Annotated in this window: 18 protein-coding genes; 17 read left to right on the top strand and 1 reads right to left on the bottom strand. The window is 66.5% G+C overall.

Going from position 1 to position 22,057, the window contains the following annotated elements; genetic code table 11:
• The first annotated feature begins 191 nt into the window (after window positions 1-191).
• From leuS to B1C78_RS05825, 14 genes are all read left to right on the top strand, one after another.
• Window positions 192-2,645 carry a leucine--tRNA ligase gene (leuS, locus tag B1C78_RS05760; RefSeq protein WP_077278202.1) on the top strand — a complete coding sequence of 818 codons (2,454 nt, stop codon included), beginning with the start codon at window positions 192-194 and terminating at the stop codon, window positions 2,643-2,645.
• A gap of 146 nt (window positions 2,646-2,791) precedes the next feature.
• The gene (locus tag B1C78_RS05765) at window positions 2,792-3,211 is read left to right on the top strand and encodes an LPS-assembly lipoprotein LptE (protein WP_175628241.1); all 420 of its coding nucleotides are present in this window, start codon (window positions 2,792-2,794) and stop codon (window positions 3,209-3,211) included.
• A 159-nt stretch (window positions 3,212-3,370) separates the two neighbouring features.
• On the top strand, window positions 3,371-4,399 hold the full coding sequence (holA, locus tag B1C78_RS05770) for a DNA polymerase III subunit delta (RefSeq protein ID WP_077278204.1): 1,029 nt from the start codon (window positions 3,371-3,373) through the stop codon (window positions 4,397-4,399).
• A gap of 329 nt (window positions 4,400-4,728) precedes the next feature.
• Window positions 4,729-6,012 (top strand): glutamate-5-semialdehyde dehydrogenase, encoded by a 1,284-nt coding sequence (locus B1C78_RS05775; protein ID WP_077278205.1) that lies wholly within the window; start codon window positions 4,729-4,731, stop codon window positions 6,010-6,012.
• Between the two features lie 75 nt (window positions 6,013-6,087).
• Complete coding sequence (gene nadD, locus B1C78_RS05780; RefSeq protein WP_077278206.1) at window positions 6,088-6,741, top strand: nicotinate-nucleotide adenylyltransferase; 654 nt, start codon at window positions 6,088-6,090, stop codon at window positions 6,739-6,741.
• Between the two features lie 26 nt (window positions 6,742-6,767).
• A complete protein-coding gene (rsfS, locus tag B1C78_RS05785; protein WP_077278207.1) occupies window positions 6,768-7,145 on the top strand; it encodes a ribosome silencing factor in 378 nt (125 codons plus the stop codon).
• A gap of 34 nt (window positions 7,146-7,179) precedes the next feature.
• Window positions 7,180-7,650 (top strand): 23S rRNA (pseudouridine(1915)-N(3))-methyltransferase RlmH, encoded by a 471-nt coding sequence (rlmH, locus tag B1C78_RS05790; RefSeq protein WP_077278208.1) that lies wholly within the window; start codon window positions 7,180-7,182, stop codon window positions 7,648-7,650.
• A 118-nt stretch (window positions 7,651-7,768) separates the two neighbouring features.
• Window positions 7,769-8,344, top strand: coding sequence for a Maf family protein (locus B1C78_RS05795; RefSeq protein ID WP_077278209.1), 576 nt, complete (start codon window positions 7,769-7,771; stop codon window positions 8,342-8,344).
• Between the two features lie 25 nt (window positions 8,345-8,369).
• Window positions 8,370-9,848, top strand: coding sequence for a ribonuclease G (gene rng, locus B1C78_RS05800; RefSeq protein WP_077278210.1), 1,479 nt, complete (start codon window positions 8,370-8,372; stop codon window positions 9,846-9,848).
• An 18-nt stretch (window positions 9,849-9,866) separates the two neighbouring features.
• A complete protein-coding gene (locus B1C78_RS05805) occupies window positions 9,867-13,790 on the top strand; it encodes a YhdP family protein (RefSeq protein WP_077278211.1) in 3,924 nt (1,307 codons plus the stop codon).
• 55 nt (window positions 13,791-13,845) lie between these two features.
• Window positions 13,846-14,184 (top strand): hypothetical protein, encoded by a 339-nt coding sequence (locus B1C78_RS05810; protein ID WP_077278212.1) that lies wholly within the window; start codon window positions 13,846-13,848, stop codon window positions 14,182-14,184.
• A 34-nt stretch (window positions 14,185-14,218) separates the two neighbouring features.
• On the top strand, window positions 14,219-15,058 hold the full coding sequence (locus B1C78_RS05815) for a carbon-nitrogen hydrolase family protein (protein WP_077278213.1): 840 nt from the start codon (window positions 14,219-14,221) through the stop codon (window positions 15,056-15,058).
• A 141-nt stretch (window positions 15,059-15,199) separates the two neighbouring features.
• A complete protein-coding gene (gene tldD / locus B1C78_RS05820; RefSeq protein WP_077278214.1) occupies window positions 15,200-16,645 on the top strand; it encodes a metalloprotease TldD in 1,446 nt (481 codons plus the stop codon).
• Window positions 16,646-16,844: 199 nt separating this feature from the next.
• Window positions 16,845-17,108 carry a hypothetical protein gene (locus B1C78_RS05825; RefSeq protein ID WP_077278215.1) on the top strand — a complete coding sequence of 88 codons (264 nt, stop codon included), beginning with the start codon at window positions 16,845-16,847 and terminating at the stop codon, window positions 17,106-17,108.
• A gap of 86 nt (window positions 17,109-17,194) precedes the next feature.
• Here the strand turns inward: B1C78_RS05825 and yjgA are convergent, their stop codons facing one another.
• Complete coding sequence (gene yjgA, locus B1C78_RS05830) at window positions 17,195-17,686, bottom strand: ribosome biogenesis factor YjgA (RefSeq protein ID WP_077278216.1); 492 nt, start codon at window positions 17,684-17,686, stop codon at window positions 17,195-17,197.
• Window positions 17,687-17,953: 267 nt separating this feature from the next.
• Between yjgA and pmbA the strand changes: the two genes are divergently transcribed.
• The 3 genes from pmbA (at window position 17,954) to B1C78_RS05845 (ending at window position 21,941) form a co-directional block, all read left to right on the top strand.
• Entirely contained in the window at window positions 17,954-19,297 is a 1,344-nt protein-coding gene (gene pmbA, locus B1C78_RS05835; RefSeq protein WP_077278217.1) for a metalloprotease PmbA, read from the top strand.
• Window positions 19,298-19,496: 199 nt separating this feature from the next.
• A complete protein-coding gene (locus B1C78_RS05840; RefSeq protein ID WP_077278218.1) occupies window positions 19,497-20,642 on the top strand; it encodes a flagellar motor protein MotA in 1,146 nt (381 codons plus the stop codon).
• 15 nt (window positions 20,643-20,657) lie between these two features.
• Window positions 20,658-21,941, top strand: a complete 1,284-nt coding sequence (locus B1C78_RS05845) for a peptidoglycan-binding protein (protein ID WP_077278219.1) — start codon at window positions 20,658-20,660, stop codon at window positions 21,939-21,941.
• Window positions 21,942-22,057: the final 116 nt, after the last annotated feature.

The raw sequence follows: 22,057 nt of genomic DNA on the forward strand, positions 1-22,057 counted from the left end.
AGTCCGACAGGCTCCTAGCTAAACAGAAGTTTAGCCTGTGGAACCATGATCGACAGCAACAGAGTTCCTTTTTTTGGACACCGGTTGCGCGCGGTTGTGGGGTCTGTCGGGCCACTGGTATCCTGATCCATTGCCCCGGGCAGGTCGTGAGGCCTTCCCGCCACTCTCTTAGAAGTCCGGACGACCGGCCCATGCAAGAACATTACGAACCCGAATCCGTCGAGACACAAGCCATCGAATGGTGGGAACGGAATAACACCTTTCGTGCCAGGGAGGACGCACCGGGGGAACCCTTCTACTGCCTCTCCATGTTTCCGTACCCGTCCGGGCGCCTGCACATGGGCCATGTGCGCAATTACACCATCGGGGACGTGATCGCCCGTTACCAGCGCATGCAGGGGCGCAACGTGCTCCAGCCCATGGGCTGGGACGCCTTCGGGTTGCCCGCCGAGAACGCCGCCATCAAGCACGGCGTGCCCCCGGCCAGCTGGACCTACGAGAACATTGGCTACATGCGCGCACAGCTCAAGCGCCTGGGCTTCGGCTATGACTGGCAACGGGAGCTGGCCACCTGTCACCCGGATTATTACCGCTGGGAACAGTGGCTGTTCACACGGCTCATGAACAAGGGCCTGGCCTACAAGAAGACGGCCATGGTGAACTGGGACCCGGTGGACCAGACGGTGCTTGCCAACGAGCAGGTCATCGACGGCAAGGGCTGGCGCTCCGGCGCCCCGGTGGAGCGCCGGGAGATCCCCCAGTGGTTCCTGCGCATCACCGACTACGCCGAGGAACTGCTCACAGGCCTGGACGGGCTCGACGGCTGGCCGGACCAGGTGCGCACCATGCAGCGCAACTGGATCGGGCGCTCCGAGGGCGTGGAACTGGAGTTCGCCGTGCCGGGCGAGGCACCGCTCACGGTCTACACCACGCGCCCGGACACCCTCATGGGGGTCAGCTACATGGGGCTGGCCCCGGAGCATCCCCTTGCGGCCAAGGCGGCCGCCGACAACCCGGAACTGGCCGCCTTCATCGAACAGTGTCGCCATACGAAGGTCTCCGAGGCGGACATGGCGACGCTGGAGAAGCAGGGCATGGACACCGGCCTGCGCGCCGTGCACCCCGTCACCGGCGAGGCCGTGCCGGTGTGGGTGGCCAACTTCGTGCTCATGGAGTACGGCACGGGCGCCGTAATGGCCGTGCCCGCCCACGACCAGCGCGACTGGGAATTCGCCAGGCAGTACGGCCTGCCCGTGCGACAGGTCATCATCCCCGCCGATGACGGCGTGGAGGTGGACCTGACGCAGGCCGCGTTCACCGAACCGGGCGTGCTGGTGGAGTCGGCGCAGTTCAACGGCCTGTCGTCCGAAGCGGCCTTCGACGCCATTGCCGATTTCCTGGAACAGGCAGGCAAGGGGCGTCGGCGCGTGAACTACCGGCTGCGCGACTGGGGCGTATCGCGTCAGCGCTACTGGGGCTGTCCGATCCCGGTGATCAACTGTCCGAAGTGCGGCGCGCTGCCGGTGCCGGAAAAGGATCTGCCTGTCGTGCTGCCGGAGGATGTGGCGTTCGACGGCGTGGGTTCGCCGTTGAAGAAGATGCGCGAGTTCATCGACGTCGCCTGTCCCGAGTGTGGCGGGGCGGCGGAGCGCGAGACGGACACCTTCGACACCTTCTTCGAATCCTCCTGGTACTACGCGCGCTATGCCTGTCCCGATGCGGACAACGCCATGCTCGATGAACGCGCCGGCCACTGGCTGCCGGTGGATCAGTACATCGGCGGCATCGAGCATGCGGTGCTTCATCTGCTGTACGCCCGTTTCTTTCACAAGCTCATGCGCGACGAGGGGCTGGTGCAGGGTGATGAACCCTTCACCCGTCTGCTCACCCAGGGGATGGTGCTCAAGGACGGCGCCAAGATGTCCAAGTCCAAGGGCAACACCGTCGATCCGGAGGCGCTCATCGAACGCTACGGGGCGGATACGGTGCGCCTGTTCATGATGTTCGCCTCGCCGCCGGAACTCTCCCTGGAGTGGTCGGACTCGGCGGTGGAAGGGGCGCACCGCTTCCTGCGCCGGCTCTGGAAGCAGGTCCACGAACACGTGCGGGGCGGACCCGCCGAAGCAATCGACACGGGATCCCTGGACGAGCGCCAGCAGGCCCTGCGCCGCAAGCTGCACCAGACACTGGCCAAGGTGAGCGACGACATCGGCCGGCGCTATACCTTCAACACGGCCATCGCCGCCTGCATGGAACTCATGAACGAACTGTCGCGCTTCGACGACGGCAGCGGGCAGGGCCGGGCCGTGATGCAGGAGGCCCTGGAGATCACGGTGCTGATGCTCTCACCTATCGTGCCCCACATCACCCATGCGCTTTGGAAGGCGCTGGGCCATGACGACGCGGTGGTGGACGCGCGCTGGCCAGACGTGGACGAAGCGGCGCTGGAGAGCGACACCATCGAACTGGTCGTTCAGGTCAACGGCAAGCTGCGCGGCCAGATACGCGTTGCCGCCGGCGCGGACCGGCCCGCCATCGAGGAAGCCGCCATCGCCGACGAGAACGTGCGCCGGCATATCGAGGGCAGGACGGTGGCGAAGATGATCGTCGTGCCGGGCCGACTCGTAAATGTAGTTGTAAAGTAAGAGACAAGATGCAAGAGACAAGAGACAAGAAAACCGGCCGCCGCAAGGCGGCTCACATCTACTTGTATCTTGCCTCTTGTATCTTGTCTCTGCTCCTTGCTTCGTGCGGCTTCAACCTTCGCGGGCCGGCCGAATTGCCGCCGCAGATGGAGCGCACCTACATCACGGGTGTGAGCCCCGGGCACGACCTGGCCCGCGAACTGTCCATCCTGCTTGACGCGTCCGGTGTAACGGTGGTCGACACCCGGGAAGAGGCCACGGCGGAACTACGGGTGCGCAGGTTGTCCACCGGGCGCCGGGTGTTGTCGGTGGGCGGTGATGCCCGCGTGAGCGAGTATGAGCTCTACCTGGTCCTGGAATACGAGGTGCGCGGCCGCGACAACGACTGGGCGGTGGAGCCCGTGACGCTCACCGTCACGCGCGAGTACGTCCACGACCCCATCCAGGCCCTCAGCCAGCGCGAGCGCGAAGAAACCCTGCGCGAATCCATGCACCGCGACCTGGCCCAGCTTGTGATGTTCCGCCTGCAGGCGGCGTCGCCGGTCAAGAGGAATGGACAGGATTAACAGGATTTTTCTGGATTGACAGGATAAGGGACTGTAGATGAAAAGCACGAACGGATCACCTCTACGCGATCGCTTGTGCTCAATCCGGATCTTTGTATCTTCAATTGCGTTTATCCTGTTCATCCAGAAAAATCCTGTTCATCCTGTCCATTCAATCCCATGCGACTGAAACCCGACCAACTGGCACGTTACCTGGAGAAGGAGTTGGCGCCCGTGTATCTGTTCACGGGGGATGAGCCGTTGCAGCTCATGGAGGCGGGGGATGCGGTGCGTGCCGCGGCGCGCGCGCAGGGGTATACCGAGCGCGAGGTGTTCACCGTCGAGAAGGGCTTCGACTGGGGGCAGCTGGCGGCGGCATCGGACAGCCTGTCGCTGTTTGCCGAGCGGCGAGTGCTGGAGGTTCGCATGCCTACGGGCAAGCCGGGCACCCAGGGGGCAAAGGTCCTGGAGGATTACGCCGCGCGACCCGCCGAGGACACCGTGCTCCTGGTGCACACCGGGAAACTGGACGGGAGCGCGCGCAACAGCAAATGGGTCAAGGCCCTGGAGCAGTGCGGCGTGATGGTCCAGGTCTGGCCCCTGACGCTGTCCGAGACCGTCGGCTGGATTGCGCGGCGCCTGCGCACCCGCGGTCTTCAGCCGGACGAAGGGGCCGTGCGCCTGCTCGCCGATCGGGTGGAGGGCAATCTGCTGGCCGCGGCCCAGGAAGTGGAGAAGCTGGTCCTGTTGCGCGGCAGCGGCCCCCTGGACGAGCAGGGCGTGCTGGAGGCGGTTTCCGATGCCGCCCGCTACACCGTATTCGATCTGGCCGACGCGGCACTTGCCGGTGACATGGCGCGGGCGGTCCACGTGCTCAACGGCCTGCGCGGTGAAGGAGTGGATGCCGTGCTGGTGCTCTGGGCGCTCAGCCGGGAGGTTCGGCAGCTGGCCACCGTCTCGGAGCAGATGGAGTCCGGCGCATCCGCGGCGCAGGCCATGAAGGGGGTCTGGGCGAAGCGCCAGCCCCTGCTGAGGAAGGCCCTGTCGCGCCATCCGGCGGCGGCTTGGCGGCAGCTGCTGGCCTCCTGCGCCCGAATCGACCGGGTGGTGAAGGGCCAGGCGCCGGGCAGCGCGTGGGACGAGTTGTTACAATTGATATCAGGCATGGCGGGGCACCCGCTGTTCAGGGCTTCCCGGAACGTGGCCTAGCCCGCATATCTCACCGGTCGGACACCGGCTGGTGTGCAACAGGCTGAAACATAAACGGAATACGTTGAAATGGTCGCCAACCTCAGCATGACAGTCTGTTCTCGCCGGAGTCCTATCGCGGTTCAGGNNGCGCCTACTGACGCGAATCCGTCGCCTGCTCCCGCGATCCCGGTGAGATATGCGGGCTAGCTCGTTTTCTCTGTGTCCTCTGTGACCTCTGTGGCAAGAATGTTCTGCCACAGAGGTCACAGAGGACACAGAGGGTTCGGGCCTTGTGAGTAAGGAAAACGGGTAGCGTACTATCTGATGAAACCGGATGACGAAGTGCAATGAACGCAGTGGTTGAGAACAAGGCGGGCGAGATCGAAGGGCAGATGCAGGAGACGGGGCGGCGCGCCCGCGTGGCCTCCCGCGCGCTCGCCCGGGCGGACACCGGCGTCAAGAATGCGGCCCTGCTGGCCATCGCACAGATCATCGAGGATCGTGCCGATGCCCTCACCGCGGAGAACCGCAAGGACCTGGAGGCGGGCGAGCAGAACGGCCTGGAAGCGGCGCTGCTGGACCGCCTGGCCTTCACGCCGGAGCGCATCGCGGTCATGGCCGAGGGGCTGCGGCAGATCGCGGCACTGCCCGATCCGGTCGGCGCCATCTCGGATCTCAACTATCGGCCCAGCGGCATCCAGGTGGGGCGCATGCGCGTGCCGCTCGGCGTGATCGGCATCATCTACGAGTCCCGTCCCAACGTGACCGTCGATGCGGCCGGCCTGTGCCTCAAGTCCGGCAACGCCTGCATCCTGCGCGGCGGATCCGAGGCGTTTCATTCAAACCGCGCGCTGGCCGATGGTATCCGGGCGGGCCTCGAGCAGGCGGGACTCCCCGGCGACGCGGTGCAGGTGGTGGGCACCACCGACCGGGCCGCGGTCGGTGCGCTGTTGCGCATGAAGGAGCACGTGGACGTCATTGTGCCGCGCGGCGGCAAGGGGCTGATCGCCCGCGTCAGCGAGGAATCGCTCATTCCGGTGATCAAGCACCTGGATGGCGTCTGTCACGTGTACGTGGACGACGGCGCCGATCCCGGGAAGGCGCTCAAGGTGGCCGTCAATGCCAAGACCCAGCGTTACGGTACCTGCAATACCATGGAGACGCTGCTGGTGTCCCGCCACGTGGCGGCGGAAATGCTTCCCGTCCTGGCCGATGCCTTCGTGGAGAAGGGCGTGGAGTTGCGTGGTTGCGAGTCCACGCGCGCCATCGTTTCGGGCATCGCGGAGGCCACGGAACAGGACTGGACGGAGGAGTACCTTGCGCCCGTGCTTGCGATTCGCGTGGTGGACGGGCTGGACGCCGCCATCGAGCACATCAACACCTACGGATCGCACCACACCGACAGCATCGTTACGGAGGACTACGGCCGCGCCCGGCGTTTCCTGCGCGAGGTGGATTCCAGTTCCGTGATGGTGAATGCCTCCACCCGCTTCGCCGACGGCTTCGAGTACGGCCTCGGCGCCGAGATCGGCATCAGCACCGACAAGCTGCATGCAAGGGGGCCGGTGGGCCTTGAAGGCCTCACGACACTCAAGTACATCGTCCTCGGCGACGGGCATGTACGGGAATAGCAGGTACAAGGGACAAGGGACAAGGTACAAGGGGAGTGCCTTTGCCCTTGTACCTTGTCCCTTGTCCCTGCCCTCATGATCCTCATCCTTGGCGGCACGTTCGATCCGGTCCATTTCGGGCATCTTCGTCCGGCGCTGGAAATCATGGAATGTCTCGGCGCAGACGAGGTGCGGTTCATGCCGTGCCGCATCCCGCCCCACCGGGGCGCGCCGGCGGTGTCCGCAGCGCATCGCCTGGCCATGGTGGAGCGCGCGGTGCAGGGTCAGCCGGGGTTCATGGTGGACCGGCGCGAACTGGAACGCGAGGGTCCGTCCTACAGTGTCGATACGCTGGAGAGTCTGCGCGCCGAAGTGGGCGATCAACGGCCCCTGTGCCTGATGATGGGCATGGATGCGTTCGGCGGGTTCAGGTCCTGGCATCGGTGGCAGGACATTCTCGGGCTTGCGCACGTGGTGGTGGCGCACCGGCCCGGCAGTCCCCTGCGCGACCCGGAAGACTGGATCAGTGAGGCGGCGACGGAGGATCCGGCGATACTGCGCGACACGCCTGCCGGGGCCGTGTTCTTTCGCTCCGTGACCCAGCTGGACATATCGGCTACCGCGATCCGGGCCATGCTGCGCAGGGGCGAAAGCCCGCGTTATCTCCTGCCGGACAGCGTGCTCGAGTACATTCGCCTGCAGGGCCTTTACGCGGACCATCCCGGCGACCGGTCCGCGCGTTTTGCCTGAAACCGCCATGCATACACGGGGTAGACATGCAGACTGAAGCACTCACGGAGTTGGTGATATCGGCGCTGGAGGACCTCAAGGGACAGGACATCCGCGCCATCGACGTACGCGGCAAGACCGCCATCACGGACATGATGGTGATCGCCAGCGGCTCCTCCGACCGCCACGTCAAGGCACTGGCCGAGAGCGTCATTGCCAGGGCCAAGGAGGCCGGTGTCATGCCGCTGGGCACCGAGGGCGAGCGTGACAACGAGTGGGTGCTGGTGGATCTCAACGACGTGGTGGTGCACGTGATGCTGCCCCGTGTGCGGGATTTCTACAACCTGGAGAAGCTCTGGCTCACCGACGCCACGGCCGCCGAGGCCTCCGAGCCGGTGAGCAAGGTCAGGCGCCTGCGCGGCTGATGCCGCGATCCCGGTGAGCCATATCGGTTAATGCATGCGCATCCATCTCGTCGCCGTGGGAGAGCGAATGCCGGCGTGGGTGGCGCAGGCCTATGGTGATTACGCCGGGCGGCTGACCGGTGAATGCAGCCTGATGCTCAGGGAGATACCGGCGCAGCGGCGGGGAAAGAAGGCCGACCTGTCGCGCATCGCCCGTGAGGAGGGCGAACGCATGCTGGCGTCCGTCCCGGACGGCTGTCTCGTGGTGGCCCTGGACGAGAAGGGCCGTTCCTTTTCCACCGCGGAACTGGCACGGCAGCTGGACCAGTGGATGCATTCGGGCCGCGACGTGGCGCTGCTCGTGGGCGGTCCGGAGGGACTGACCGACGCCGCCCGCGCCCGCGCCGACCTCGTCTGGTCCCTCTCCCCGCTCACGTTCCCCCATCCCCTGGTGCGCGTGATCGTCGCCGAGCAGCTCTATCGGGCATGGAGCCTGTTGAGGGGGCATCCGTATCACAGGGAGTGATTGGGAAGGTTGAAGGATGAAGGATGAAGGTACAATGGACCCGCGGGTCTTGATTCATCCTTCGTCCTTCAACCTTCATCCTTGAGTTGGTTCAGCCCCTATTCATCATTCCAGCCCTATGTTGATACTGGCCTCCTCTTCCCCGCGCCGGCGTGAACTGCTGCAACAGATCGGCGTCGAGTTTCGCGTGCATGCGGTGGATGTGGACGAGACGCCCCATCCGGGCGAGGCGCCGGCGGCGTTTGCGGGGCGCATGGCGCTGCAAAAGGCACGTGCCGGATGGATGGCCCAGAGCAGCGGATTGCCGGTGCTGGGGGCCGATACCGTGGTCAGCCTCGACGGGTCCATACTGGGGAAGCCGGCCGGGCGGGAGGATGCGCTGCACATGCTGGGGCGTCTCTCCGGAAACACGCATCAGGTGTTTTCCGCCGTGGCACTGGTGCATGGCGCGCGTGAGGCGGTGAGGCTGTCGGAAACCCGCGTCAGGGTTCGTACCCTGACCGGTCGGGAGATCAGTGCATACTGGGACAGCGGCGAGCCCGCGGACAAGGCAGGTGCATACGCGATTCAGGGGCTTGGCGCGTTGTTCGTCGAGCACATCGAAGGAAGTTATTCTGGCGTGGTGGGGTTGCCTCTTTATGAGACCGGACAATTACTCGACGGATTCGGCGTGGCCCACGGAGGCCGGCGGTGAACGAGGCGACGGGAAGCCGCGAGCGATGATGGGTACCGAGATCCTGATGAACGTGACGCCCCAGGAGACCCGTGTGGCCCTGGTGGAGAACGGCGTCCTGGTGGAACTGAACATGGAGCGTGCCCGCCGCCGGGGACTGGTGGGCAATATCTACAAGGGACGTGTCAGCCGCGTGCTGCCCGGGATGGACGCCGCGTTCGTGGACATCGGGCTGGAACGGGCCGCCTTTCTGCACGCCTCCGACGTGGCGCCGGTGGAGCGCGAGGAACTGCCCAACGGCGATCACAAGCCCACCGAACCCATCCAGCGGCTGCTGCGCGAGGGGCAGGAGATCCTGGTGCAGGTCATCAAGGACCCCATCGGCAGCAAGGGTGCGCGGCTGACCACCTACATCACCGTGCCCTCCCGTTACCTGGTGCTGATGCCGAACAACCCGACGGTGGGCGTCTCCACGCGTATCGAGGACGACAACGACCGCACCCGGCTCAAGGGGCTCATGGAAGGGCTGCTGGCGGAGAAGGGACAGGGCCACGGCTTCATCGTGCGTACCGCCGCGGACGTGGCCAGCGAGGAGGCCATACGCAACGACGTGGACTTCCTGCACAAGCTCTGGCACTCCATCAGTGAGCGGGCCGGATCCGTCGCTTCCGGGTCCGAGGTGTACATGGACCTGCCGCTGGCAATCCGGGTCCTGCGTGACATGGTGGGCGTGGAGCTGGAGAAGATCCGCATTGATTCGCGCGAGACGATTCAGAAGGTCCTGGAGTTCGCCGAGATCTACGTGCCCGAACTGGTGCCCCGCATCGAGCATTACCCGGGCGAACGCCCCATCTTCGACCTGTACAACGTGGAGGACGAGATCCAGAAGGCACTTGAGCGCAAGGTGGAGCTCAAGTCCGGCGGCTACCTGATATTCGACCAGACCGAAGCCATGACCACCATCGACATCAACACCGGTGGTTTCGTCGGGCATCGCAACCTGGAGGAGACCATCTTCAAGACCAACCTGGAAGCTGCCCAGGCCATTGTGCGCCAGCTGCGGCTGCGCAACCTCGGCGGCATCATCATCATCGATTTCATCGACATGACCCAGGAGGAGCACAAGCGCCAGGTGTTTCGTGCCCTGGAGAAGGCCCTGGAGAAGGACCATGCCAAGAGCCAGCTTTGCGAGGTCTCGCCGCTGGGGCTGGTGGAGATGACGCGCAAGCGCACCCGGGAAAGCCTGGAACGACTGTTGTGCGAACCCTGTCCAACCTGTTCCGGGCGGGGCTATCTGAAGTCCGCCGAAACCGTGTGCTACGAGATGTTCCGCGAGATCATGCGCGAGGCGCGCCAGTTCGACGCCCGGGAATTGCTGGTGCTGGCCTCCCAGACGGTGGTGGATCTGCTGCTGGACGAGGAGTCCGCCAGCGTGGCCCAGCTGCAGGAGTTCATCGGCATCCCCATCCGTTTCCAGGTTGAAAGCCTCTACACGCAGGAGCAGTTCGACGTGGTACTGCTGTAGGGGGATTCACGACCCACCATGTCCGCTACCCAGACCGAAAAACATCAGCCCGGCAAGGCACAGGGCGTGCGGCCGCGCGGCGGTGCGCGCTGGCATGGCGTGCTCAGCAGGGCCAAGACGGCCCTCATCTGGCTCGTGGCCGGAGGGCTCATCCTGCTGGCGGTGCTGGTCACGGTGCTGCGTCTCGCCCTGCCGCTGGCCTCGGAGTACCGGGAGCAGGTGGCGCACCAGTTGGGGGAACTGCTGGACCACCGGGTGGAGGTGGGTGCCATGGATGCCCGCTGGCGTCTGCTGGGTCCGCGGGTGCATCTGGACCAGGTGGCCATCTACGGCGAGGACGCGGACGAGCCCCTGCTGCGCGTGGAGCGCCTCGATCTGGGCGTGCGCCTGTGGCACAGCCTCTGGCAGCGTCAGTTGCGATTTCATTCCGTGCGCGTGCTGGGGGCGGACGTGCACACGCTGCGTGATGCCGAGGGGCGGTTCAGCGTCTCGGGCGCCGGAGCCGTGGCGGATGCCGAGGCGGTCCCTGCGGGGCAAGACGGTGCCCGCCTCCTGGACATGCTGGCGGGCACCACCTTCCGCCTGGAATCCAGCCGCCTGCGCTACACGGACCAGGTGCTGGGCCTGGATTACCGCTTCGACGACATCAACCTGGCGGTGGCGGTGGAATCCGATGCCCTGCGCCTCGCCGGTCAGGTCTATCTGCCCCCGGAGCTTGGCCGCGACCTGACCGTGGGCGTGGACCTGCGGGGCGACCCCGAGTCGCTGGAGACCTGGCGGGGCAGCGTGTACGTTCATGGGCAGGGCATCGTCCTCGACGCGCTGCCCGAGGACGCCCTGGCCCGGCGTGTCAACGCCCAGGCGGGGGTGGTGGATGTGGAGATCTGGAGCCGCATCGCCGCCGGTCGGCCGGACAGGGTGCGGGCCCGCGTCCAGGCCTCGGACGTACGCCTGGAAGCGCCCGATGCGCAGGACCGCGAACCGACGCGTCTGGAGCACCTCGCCGTCGACGGTCTCTGGGAAGCGCAGGGGCCGCACGACTGGCAGGTGAGGCTGCATCAGCTGCGTCTGCAGTACCCGGGGCAACCCGCCGCCAGCATGGGCATCTCCCTGTCCTACCGTAACGGCGAAGGGGGACGGCGCGTGTGGGGAGAGGCGGAGGATGTCCGCCTCGAACCCCTGTGGCCCCTGGCGCTGACACAGGACCTGCTCGAGGAGGAGCACCGGGCGCTGCTGTCCGGTATGGCACCTGCCGGGGCGGTGCCGCAGGTGCGTTTCCATGGCTGGTTTCCCGACGAGGGCGAGATGGCCATCGCCGCCCACGGCGCTGTGCGGGAGCTTGGCGTGTCGCCCCATGAAGACCTCCCGGGGGCGTCTGGCCTGACCGGGCGCTTCAGCGCCTATCAGGGCGGAGGCACGGCGGAGCTGGACACGCGCAACCTGCGCTTCACTGCGCCCCGGCTCTTTGCCGCGCCCCTGGATGCCTCGTTGAACGGCACCGTGCAATGGACACGCACGGCGGAAGGTTACCGGCTGACGGGCGAGCGCCTGCGCCTTCGTAATGACGACATTCGCGCGACGGCGCGCCTGGGCCTGGACCTGGGTGACGTGCCGGGCATGGACCTGGAGGTGGACTTCGCCGACGGCGTGGGCAGCCGCGTCGCCCATTACCTGCCGGTGGGCATCATGCCGGAGAACACCTCACGGTGGCTCAGCCGCAGCATCGTGGGCGGGCGCGTGGTGGACGGCCGGCTGGTCTTTCGCGGTCCCTTCCGCAAGTTTCCGCTGGCGGATGAGGACAGCGAGTTCGAGGTCCGGGCCCGGGTGGTGGACGGTGTACTGGATTACCAGGAAGGCTGGCCGGCCTTTCACGAGGTCTCCGGAGAACTGGTCTTCGACGACCGCGGCATGCGCGTGGAGGATGCCACCGGGCGGGTTTACGATGCCCGCATCGGGCCGACGCGGGTGCGCATTGCCGATTACCGCGCGGCCGAACTTGAAGTCGATGGACAGGCCACGGGCACCCTTGCAGAGATGCTGCGCTACGTGCGGGAAAGTCCGCTGGCGGGCGGGTTGAACGACCTGCTGGATGACACCCGGGCCGAGGGCGACAGCCGGCTCGACCTGTCCCTGAAAATCCCGTTGCACAGGCGTGGCGGCGGGCCCGCGGCCACGCGGGTCTCCGGTGCGCTGGAACTGGAGGGCAACCGCCTGCGTCTGCAGGCCCATCCGGTGGACTTTCGTCAGGTGAACGGCCGTGTCGCGTTCACCGAATCCACAGTGAACGCCGAGGGGGTCAGGGCCCGATTCAACGGAGAGAATCTCGTCCTGGAGGCACGCATGCGCGGGGGCGAGCCCCTTCGGGTGCGGGCCGAGGGCATGCAGCCGGTGGCCGCGCTGGGCGATCATCTGCCCGCTTACTTGGCGGCCCGTCTGGAGGGCCGTTCCCGCGTGACCGGTGAGTTGACCGTGCCCATGGACACGCCGGGGCACCCGGCCCTGCGCCTGGAGTCCTTGCTCGAAGGTGTTGCCTCCACCCTGCCGGAGCCGCTGGCGAAGGCCGCCAACGAACGGGTCCCGTTGCGGGTTGATGTGCCCCTGGGACGCACCGCCGCGCCGATTCGCATCCGTTACAGCACCATCCTGTCGGGTGCCCTCAGGCCCGACGGAGACGATGTCCGCGGCGAACTGCGCTTCAACGACGGCGATGCGATGTTGCCGGAGGTAGGCCTGCGCCTGGCAGGGCGCCTGGACCGGGTGGATCTGGAGGCCTGGCAGGCGCTGACCGAAGATCACGAGCCCCGCCCCGGAGAACCGCCGCCCGGCGGCCGGATCAGCAGCATCGATCTGCGCATCGGCGAAGCCACCATGGGCAGGCGCATGCTGAGGACCGTGCATGTGGTTGCAACCCGTGACCGGGAACGCTGGCAGGTCTGGATGGATGCGCCCGCCCTGCGCGGAGAGTTGAGCATCCCCCGGGATCTGACCGGTGCCATCCCCTTGAGCTTCAACATCGAGCACGCGGACCTGGATCTCATGACAGCGCCGGATGCGAACGGTGATGCGGAGGAACCGCCTCGGCCCAACCCACGGGATCTGCCCGCACTGCGCGGTGCCGTGCGGGAACTGGTCCACGACAGCAGGCGCTACACCGACCTGCGTATTGAGGCCACGCGCATGCGCGACGGTCTGCAGGTTCACCACCTGCAGGCCGACACCGCCGGGGGACATGGCCAGATCAGGGTCACCGGCGACTGGCGCGAATCCGGGGGCCGGCAGCAAACCCAGTTGCGTTTCGACCTCCGGACCACCCATCTGGGACGCATGCTGACCGATCTGGGGTTCCAGCACGGCTTCGACCGCGGCGAAGGGAAGATGGACGGGCAGTTGCGCTGGCCCGATGCGCCGACGCATTTCACCTGGGAAGGACTGGAGGGCAGCGGCCGGCTGGAGATAAAGAACGGGCGTCTGGTGGAGGTGGACCCCGGCGCGGGCCGCCTGCTGGGCCTGTTCAGCCTCAACATGCTGCCGCGGCGCCTGGCCCTGGATTTCCGGGACGTATTCCAGCGCGGATTTGCCTTCGACAGTATGGATGGCACGGTGCGGCTCGCGGGCAGCGACGTGTACACACCCGATCTGCGCATCCGCGGTGCGGCGGCGACGGTCGAGATCGAGGGGCGCACCGGCATCGTGGCCCGGGATCATGACCAGCGCATCGTGGTCACGCCCCGGGTGGGCAGCACGCTGCCCGTGGCCGGCGCGCTGCTGGGCGGCCCCGTAGCGGGCGCTGCCGTGTTCATCCTGGACAGGGTGCTGGGCATGGGACGCGGCATCGACGAGGCGGCGCGGGTCGAATACAGCGTGACCGGCACCTGGGACGATCCGGTGGTGGAGGTCCAGGCGCGGGCGGCGGACGAAGACAACGGCGGTTCCGGCCGTTGATCCGCGCGTCGGATTCGCTTGGGAGAACGCGGGCCCGGTCGGTATAGTCGCAATCATGTCTCCGAGATCGTTGCTTGCTGCCTGCCTGAGTCTGGCATTTGCGCTGTCACCCGTGGCCGCCGACACGGTGTTCGTGCTGGAGGCGGACACCTGGTCCAGACCCCGCAGCGCGGAGACCCTCGTCGGGATGCCACCGCTGCGTGAGGCGGTCAGGCTGCTGCAGGGTGACGAGGACCGCCGCCTTGCCATCCGGCACCCGGACAGCGAGCAGGGTGAACTGTGGGCCGCCGAACTGCGCGACTGGCTGGCAGCGCTGGGCATTCCCTCCGCGCGGGTGAACGTGGCGGCGGATGCGGCGGTGCACGACGAACTGGAACTGGTGATCCGCCCGTAAGGGGCCTTCAAACTCGTAAGGGGCCTTCAAACGCATGCAGAACCAGCCCGACACCATCCCGGTCGCCGCCATCCAGATGGCCTCGGGCCCCAACGTGGCGGCCAACCTTTCCGAGGCCGCACGGCTGATCGCCGAGGCGGCATCCGGCGGCGCCCGGCTGGTGGTGCTGCCGGAGAATTTTGCCCTCATGGGGATGAGCGAGGCGGACAAGCTGGCTGTGGCGGAAGAGGACGGGCGCGGTCCCCTGCAGGCCTTTCTGTCGGAGCAGGCGGCGCGTCACCGCATCTGGCTGGTGGGCGGCACCATCCCCGTGGCCAGTGAGGATCCGGGGCGGGTGTTCGGGGCCAGTCTGCTGTTCAATGATCTTGGTGAACGCGAGGCCCGATACGACAAGATTCACCTTTTCGATGTGCAGCTGCCCGATGAAGGGGAGTCCTACCACGAATCCGAGACCACGGCACCCGGCGATCGCACGGTGGTGGTGAACACACCCTTCGGCCGGTTGGGCATTGCGGTGTGCTACGATCTGCGGTTCCCGGAGCAGTTTCGAGGCATGCTTGATCAGGGCATGGAGCTGCTCGCACTGCCCGCCGCGTTCACCGCCATCACGGGACGCGCCCACTGGGAGGCCCTGATACGCGCCCGCGCCATCGAGAACCAGATCTACCTGATCGCGGCGGCGCAGGGCGGGTTTCACGTCAACGGGCGCGAAACCCACGGCGACAGCATGGTGGTGGACCCGTGGGGCCATATTCTGGACCGGCTGCCCAAAGGCACCGGCGTGGTATCGGGTCCGCTCAGCCCGGAGCACCTTGCCTCGATCCGGCGCAGCTTCCCGACACTGAGCCACCGGCGCACTCCCGGCGGGCGGTGAGGGGACAGGGCCTGCAGCGCTAACCCGGCATTCCATCGGGTTAAATTGCCGCTTCCGTGACGCCACGTTGAACCTGAGGCCGGGAAACGGCCTCCAACAGTGTCCTGTCCCATTGAAACGATTTCCGGAGAATATCCCCGCATGTCCGACATACTGCAGGTCGCCAAGCAACAGTTCATGGAGCCCGCCGGCCTCAGCGAAGGCGATCTGGACCGGGCGCTGGGCGGGCTCATGGGCCCTGGCATCGACGCCGGTGACCTGTACTTTCAGTTGACCCGCCACGAGTCCTGGTCCCTGGAGGACGGCATCGTCAAGGACGGCAGCTACAACATCGAGCAGGGCGTCGGCGTGCGCGCCATCAGCGGCGACAAGACGGGGTTCGCCTATTCGGACGACATTCGCATGCCCACCCTGCTGGAGGCATCGGCCGCTGCGCGGGCCATTGCCCGTCAGAACACCACGGGGGCGGTTGCGGTTCGGCGTCACCAGATCGGTCATCAGCTCTATGCGCCCCTGGACCCGCTGGCCACCCTGGACGAGCGGGCCAAGATCGACCTGCTGCACCGGGTGGACGCGGAAGCACGCCGCCAGGATCCGCGCGTCAGCCAGGTGATGGTCAGCCTCAACGGTGTGCACGAGGTCATCATGGTGGCCAACACCGACGGTACCCTGGCGGCGGATGTCCGGCCGCTGGTGCGCCTGGGTGTCAACGTCATCGTGGAAGGGAAAGACCGCCGGCGCGAACAGGCCCAGGGGGGCGGCGGAGGCCGGGTGGGTTACGGCTACTTCCTGGACGAGGACCGTGCCCTGGAATATGCGCGGGACGCCGTGCGCCAGGCCTTGGTCAACCTGGAGGCGGTGGATGCCCCGGCGGGCACACTGACCGTGGTGCTGGGGCCCGGCTGGCCCGGCGTGCTGCTGCACGAGGCGGTCGGCCACGGCCTCGAGGGCGATTTCAATCGCAAGGGCACCTCCGCCTTCAGTGGCCGCATCGGGCAGAAGGTGGCGGCCGAGGGTGTGACCGTGGTGGACGACGGCACGCTGGCGGATCGGCGCGGCTCGCTCAACGTGGACGACGAGGGGACGCCGACCCAGTGCACCACGCTGATCGAGAACGGCGTGCTGCGCTGCTTCATGCAGGACCGCCTGAATGCCCGGCTCATGGGTGTACCGGCCACGGGCAACGGCCGCCGGGAATCCTATGCCCATCTGCCCATGCCCCGCATGACCAACACTTACATGCTTGCGGGTGAGCACGATCCGGGCGAGATCCTGGAGAGTGTCGAGCGCGGGCTCTATGCGGTCAATTTCGGTGGCGGGCAGGTGGACATCACGTCCGGCAAGTTCGTGTTCTCCGCCTCGGAGGCCTATCTCATCGAGAACGGCCGCGTCACGCGTCCGGTCAAGGGCGCCACCCTGATCGGCAACGGCCCCGAGGTGCTCAATCGCGTCTCCATGGTGGGCAACGACCTGAAGCTCGACAACGGTGTCGGCACCTGCGGCAAGGAGGGCCAGAGCGTCCCGGTGGGCGTCGGCCAGCCGACCCTGCGCGTCGACGGCCTGACCGTGGGCGGCACCAGCACCTGACCGGGCAGACGCATAGATAGAGCGAACAGAAAAGTGAACCGCGAAGGAACGCGAAGGTATGCGCGAAGGACGCAAAGGGAATCCGGATAGAGAGAACTTCGCGCCCTTCGCGGACGGGCTTTTCGAGTTTTATTGATTTGCGTTGATCGGCGGATTAAGTGATCTTCAAGGGACACGCAGGGAGTATCTGGAGAGGCTTATGATCGACGAGGATTTCTTGTCCCGTGAACTGTCGCTGCCCGAAGGACGCGGCAGGGACGGTGTGGTGCAGTGGCATGTGTTCCGCAGCCGCGAGGCCGCGGAGGCCTTCGTTCCCAACGTCAAACTGAACGACGGCCAGAAGCTGGTGGGCGGCTACACCCGTGACAGCGTCGGCCCCCTCTGGTGGGTGGGCGTGCAGGTCAGTGATCTGGACCGGTGGGGCAACCGCAGCGCGGTGAACAAGCACGGGGCGAGTCCATGAAGGCGCTAGAGGCAAGAGGCAAGAGGCAAGAGGCAAGGAAAGGATTGTAGGTTGGGGTGAGCGGAGCGAACCCCAACGACGGGGTTTCAATTACGGGTTTGGTCGCTGAGGTTGCGGAACAGGGCGCGGGACGCGGTTTTCCGGGCATGGGCGTTCGGGGCGTTGCGGGCGGTGTCGATCAGGCGGCGCAGGGTTTCTGTTTCGGCATCGGGATGTTCGGCCAGCCAGTCCTTCAGCGCGGTCTCGCCTTCGGTGAGCAGGCGTTCGCGCCAGGCCTCCAGGTCCTTGAAGGCGCGGGCCTCGTCGTGACGTGCGTGCGCGCGCGCGGCGAGTGCGGCGCGGATCGGCGCGAGATCGATGCGGCGCATCAGCTTGCCGACGTACTGGCGCTGACGGCGCAGGGCGCTGCGCTGGCGGATGGAGCGGGCGGCACGGATGGCATCGACGAGTGGCTGGGGCAGGTCCAGTGCGTCAAGCTCCGGATCCCCGAGCGCAACCAGTTGCTCACCCAACCGCTGGGCCTCCTCGGCCTCGCGCTTCAGGAGGCTTCGGCTGACGTATTCGTCGTTGTCAGTCATGGTGGGCTCGGCGGGTGGAGACTGGTGGAGTTCCCAGATATTACGTGAATCAACTCGAATGACGGGATGAACAGCGAACCGCAAAGGACGCGAAGGAATGCGCTAAGGGCGCAAGGTCTTTCCTATTAGAATTTCCTTCGCGCCCTTCGCGCATCCCTTCGCGTACTTCGTGGTCAGGCTTTTAATTCCTAGTCGCAGACTCAATCTTACAACGGTCGGGACACCGGGTCGCCGGGGATCGGCCATGACGGGAAATCGGATAGACGCATGACAGCCATTCAGGAATTGCCCAGGGACCAGCAGACCATGGAACGCATTGTCGAGCAGATGCTCGATGAGGCGCGCAAGTCGGGTGCGGAAAGCGCCGAGGCGGCGGCCAGCAACGACCTGGGGCTGTCCGTGAACGTGCGCCTGGGAGAAGTGGAGACACTGGAGCACCACAAGGACCAGGGTGTGGCCATCACCGTCTACTTCGGTCGGCGCAAGGGGACCGCGAGCACCTCGGACCTGCGCCCCGAGGCGCTGCGCGAGGCCGTGCAGGCGGCCTGCCGCATCGCCCGCTATACGGCGGAGGACCCATACGCGGGCCTCGCCGACCCGGCGCTCATGGCCCGCGACTGGCCGGACCTGGACCTGGATCACCCCTGGGACCTGTCCGTGGAGCAGGCCATCGAGCTGGCGCAGTGCTGCGAGGCGGCCGCCCGCAACCATGATGCCCGCATCATCAACTCCGAGGGTGCCTCCGCCAACACGGTCCGGGGCCTGGTCGTCTACGGCAACACGCATGGTTTTCTGGGTGCCTACACGACGACGCGACACTCGCTGAGCTGTTCGGTGGTGGCGGCGGACGACAAGGGTATGCAGAGGGATTACTGGTACACCGTGTCACGGGACCCGGCCGGCCTGCAGGCCCCCGATGCGGTGGGCCTTGAGGCTGCGCGTCGGGCCGTGCGGCGGTTGGGCGGCCGGCGCCTGTCCACGCGCCAGTGTGCGGCACTCTACGTGCCGGAGATGGCCCGGTCCCTCATCGGGCACTTCGTCGGGGCGGTGCGGGGCGGGGCCCTGTACCGCAAGGCATCCTTCCTGGTGGATGCGCTGGAGCAGGACATCTTTCCCTCGTTCGTGCGCATCCACGAACAACCCCATCTGAAGGGCGCCCTGGGGAGCCTGCCCTTCGACAGCGAGGGCGTGGCCACGACACCCCGGGACGTTGTGAGCGGCGGTGTGCTGAAGGGCTACGTCCTGGACAGTTACTCGGCGCGCAGGCTCGGCATGACCACCACGGGCAACGCCGGCGGGGTGCACAACCTGACCATCGAACCCGGGGACCTGGACCTGGACGGGCTGTTGCGCAGCATGGGTTCCGGCCTGCTGGTCACCGAACTCATCGGCCACGGCATCAACCTGGTCACCGGCGACTATTCCCGCGGCGCCGCGGGCTTCTGGGTGGAGAACGGCGAGATCGCGTGGCCCGTGGAAGAGATCACGGTGGCGGGTAACCTCAGGGATCTGTTCAAGGGCATCCGCGCCGTCGGCAGCGACGTCAACACGGACAGCAACATCCGCACCGGCTCGCTGCTGCTGGAGCGGGTGACCGTCGCTGGGGAATGATAATTCAAGATTCAAGATTCAAGATTCAAGATTCAAGATTCAAAGGGTGGCGGGGCAACCGAAACGGTCACTGGCCGACTTTCCTTGAATCTTGAATATTGAATCTTGAATCATCCTCTCCCCCTCCTTCGGCTGGATCAGGACCCGCAAATGCAGTTACCCTGATCCATGGTTCCCTGAGAATGGTAGAAGGCGCCCCATGCGCAATACGCGAAATGCCCTGGTCTGGATGACCCTGTTCCTGCTGGCCGTGGCCGTGGTGGTGGTCCTCCTTTACGGACCGCTCACACGGGCCTTCATGGCCAACCCCGTGTTCAACGGCATGATCCTGGCCGTGCTGTTTGCGGGGCTCGTCATCAACTACCGCCAGGTGCTGATCCTCGGGCCCGAGGTGCGCTGGATCGAGCGCTTCCGCAGTGCCGATGCGCCGGATGCCGCGGCCATGCCCCGCACGCGCCTGCTGGGCGCCATGGCCCGTCTGCTCACGGGTCGCCACGGCGAGCAGTTCACGCTGTCCACCATGTCGCTTCGCACCCTGCTGGACGGCATCCGGTCGCGTCTCGATGAATCCCGCGACATTTCCCGCTACATCATCGGGCTGCTGGTGTTTCTCGGCCTGCTGGGTACGTTCTGGGGTCTGCTGGAGACACTGGGGGGCGTCAGCGCGGTGATCTCGGGCCTGCACCTGGGCGGAGAGGACGTGACCGCCGCGTTCCGGGGGCTGCAGGCGGGCCTGGAGACGCCTCTCTCGGGGCTGGGCACGGCGTTCAGTTCCTCCCTGTTCGGTCTGGCGGGGGCGCTGGTGCTGGGCTTCATCGACCTGCAGTCGGGCCACGCGCAGAACCGCTTCTACAACGAACTGGAGGAGTGGCTGGCGGGCCAGACGCGGCTCTCCAGCGGCGGGCTGGGCACCGAGGGCGAGGGCAGCGTGCCCGCCTACATACAGGCCCTTCTGGAGCAGACCTCCGACAGCCTGGACAAGCTGCAGCGCGTCATGGCCCGGGGCGAGGACAACCGCCGGGCGGCCGAGCAGCGCCTGGAGAGCCTCATCGAGGAAGTGGGTGCCCTGGCCGAGCAGTCGCGCGGTGACCACAAGGCTATGATGAACATGGTCCGCACCCAGGGCGAACTGCAGGGCGTGCTGCAGAATCTGGCTGAGTCCACCGACTCATCGTCGGCCACCGATGCGCAGATCCGGGACCAGTTGCAGCAGCTGACCCACACCCTGGACACCATGCGCCAGGAACTCGGCGTGGACCGCACCGAACTCAACGAAGTCCTTCGCGAGGAGATCCGCCTGCTGGCACGCACCCTGGCCCGCACCGGCGATCCCGGCAGGGGATAGGCAGGGTCTCCCGCCATGCTGTCTTCCTTCCGCCGCCGCAGCCGCACCACCGACATCTGGCCCGGCTTCGTGGACGTGCTCGCCACGGTGGTGCTGGTGTTCATCTTCCTGCTCATGCTTTTCGTGGTGGCGCAGTTCTATCTCTCCGACGTGCTGTTCGAGCGTCACCGCGCCCTTGAAACGCTTCAGGAGCGGGTCACCGAGCTCGCCGACACCCTGTCCATGCGCGAGGCCGAGGCGGAGGCGTTGCAGGACCGGGTGCGCGCCCTGACCGGCCGGTTGCAGGTCACTCTGGCGGAACGCCATCAGCTGGAGGAGAGCCTGGTCGAGGCCCAGCGGGAACTGCGCGAACGTGAGGAGACGCTGGAGGAGCGATTACTGGAGATCGCCTCGCTGCAGGAGGATATCGATGTCCTGCGGCGCATGCGCGCGGAGCTCGAAGGCGAGGTCGGGCGCCTGGCCGCGGAACTGGAGGACGAGCGGGAGACCGTGGCCGTGCTGCGGGATCGCAGCATGGCGCTGGAGGCCCGTCTGGCGGACGAGGAGGACGTCACGCGCCTGGCCCAGCGCGAGATCGAGGAGCGGGAGACTCGCATCCAGGACCTGGTGGCCCTGGTGGAGGAACGGGACCAGGCGCTGGTGGAGGAGCGCCGCCTCACCGCCGATGCCGAGGCGCGGGTGGACACTCTGCGCCGGCAGATGGAGGCCGTGGAGCGGCAGCTGGCGCTGCTCAACGAGACCCTGCGCGCCCGGGAGGCCATCATCGAGGCCCAGGAGCTGGAGATCGCGGATCTGGGCGAGCGCCTCAACATCGCGCTGGCGGAAGAGGTCCGGGAGCTGTCCCGTTACCGCTCCGAGTTCTTCGGGCGGCTGCGCGAGGTGCTGGCGGACGTGGAGGACATCCAGATCGTCGGCGATCGCTTCCGGTTCCAGTCCGAACTGTTCTTCGAGACCGCTTCGGCGGATATCGGTCCCGAGGGTCGCGAGCGTCTCGACCGGGTGGCCCGCCTGATCCGTGACGTGGAGGATCGCATCCCCGACGACATCGGCTGGGTGCTGATGGTGGAAGGGCATACCGACCGGCGGCCCATTCGCACGGAGCAGTTTCCGTCCAACTGGCAGCTCTCCACGGCGCGCGCCCAGAGTATCGTCGATTACCTGATCGCGCGCGGCGTCTCCCCCCGTCACCTGGCGGCGGCAGGGTTCGGCGAGCACTACCCCGTGGCCCCGGGAGATACCGAGGAGGAATTCGCCCGCAACCGCCGCATCGAGATGCGCCTGACCAGCGCCCCCAACTAAGCGTTCCCGGCGCGCTGGCTGTGTTACCCCAACAGGTTGTTCAAAGGTAAAGCGTAGGAGGCTCTCGGGAAGGGGCGAACCATGTCCTGCGATGCGTGTTGTAGGAGCCCAGCCCT

It is taken from the genome of Thioalkalivibrio denitrificans, from assembly GCF_002000365.1.
GTDB classification, from domain to species: domain Bacteria; phylum Pseudomonadota; class Gammaproteobacteria; order Ectothiorhodospirales; family Ectothiorhodospiraceae; genus Thioalkalivibrio_A; species Thioalkalivibrio_A denitrificans.

Excerpts from the sequence above, each read along its gene's own strand:
- leuS (WP_077278202.1), top strand. The coding sequence starts at position 192 with ATGCAAGAACATTACGAACCCGAATCCGTCGAGACACAAGCCATCGAA.
- B1C78_RS05765 (WP_175628241.1), top strand. The coding sequence starts at position 2,792 with ATGGAGCGCACCTACATCACGGGTGTGAGCCCCGGGCACGACCTGGCC.
- holA (WP_077278204.1), top strand. The coding sequence starts at position 3,371 with ATGCGACTGAAACCCGACCAACTGGCACGTTACCTGGAGAAGGAGTTG.
- B1C78_RS05775 (WP_077278205.1), top strand. The coding sequence starts at position 4,729 with ATGAACGCAGTGGTTGAGAACAAGGCGGGCGAGATCGAAGGGCAGATG.
- nadD (WP_077278206.1), top strand. The coding sequence starts at position 6,088 with ATGATCCTCATCCTTGGCGGCACGTTCGATCCGGTCCATTTCGGGCAT.
- rsfS (WP_077278207.1), top strand. The coding sequence starts at position 6,768 with ATGCAGACTGAAGCACTCACGGAGTTGGTGATATCGGCGCTGGAGGAC.
- rlmH (WP_077278208.1), top strand. The coding sequence starts at position 7,180 with ATGCGCATCCATCTCGTCGCCGTGGGAGAGCGAATGCCGGCGTGGGTG.
- B1C78_RS05795 (WP_077278209.1), top strand. The coding sequence starts at position 7,769 with ATGTTGATACTGGCCTCCTCTTCCCCGCGCCGGCGTGAACTGCTGCAA.
- rng (WP_077278210.1), top strand. The coding sequence starts at position 8,370 with ATGATGGGTACCGAGATCCTGATGAACGTGACGCCCCAGGAGACCCGT.
- B1C78_RS05805 (WP_077278211.1), top strand. The coding sequence starts at position 9,867 with ATGTCCGCTACCCAGACCGAAAAACATCAGCCCGGCAAGGCACAGGGC.
- B1C78_RS05810 (WP_077278212.1), top strand. The coding sequence starts at position 13,846 with ATGTCTCCGAGATCGTTGCTTGCTGCCTGCCTGAGTCTGGCATTTGCG.
- B1C78_RS05815 (WP_077278213.1), top strand. The coding sequence starts at position 14,219 with ATGCAGAACCAGCCCGACACCATCCCGGTCGCCGCCATCCAGATGGCC.
- tldD (WP_077278214.1), top strand. The coding sequence starts at position 15,200 with ATGTCCGACATACTGCAGGTCGCCAAGCAACAGTTCATGGAGCCCGCC.
- B1C78_RS05825 (WP_077278215.1), top strand. The coding sequence starts at position 16,845 with ATGATCGACGAGGATTTCTTGTCCCGTGAACTGTCGCTGCCCGAAGGA.
- yjgA (WP_077278216.1), bottom strand. The coding sequence starts at position 17,686 with ATGACTGACAACGACGAATACGTCAGCCGAAGCCTCCTGAAGCGCGAG.
- pmbA (WP_077278217.1), top strand. The coding sequence starts at position 17,954 with ATGACAGCCATTCAGGAATTGCCCAGGGACCAGCAGACCATGGAACGC.
- B1C78_RS05840 (WP_077278218.1), top strand. The coding sequence starts at position 19,497 with ATGCGCAATACGCGAAATGCCCTGGTCTGGATGACCCTGTTCCTGCTG.
- B1C78_RS05845 (WP_077278219.1), top strand. The coding sequence starts at position 20,658 with ATGCTGTCTTCCTTCCGCCGCCGCAGCCGCACCACCGACATCTGGCCC.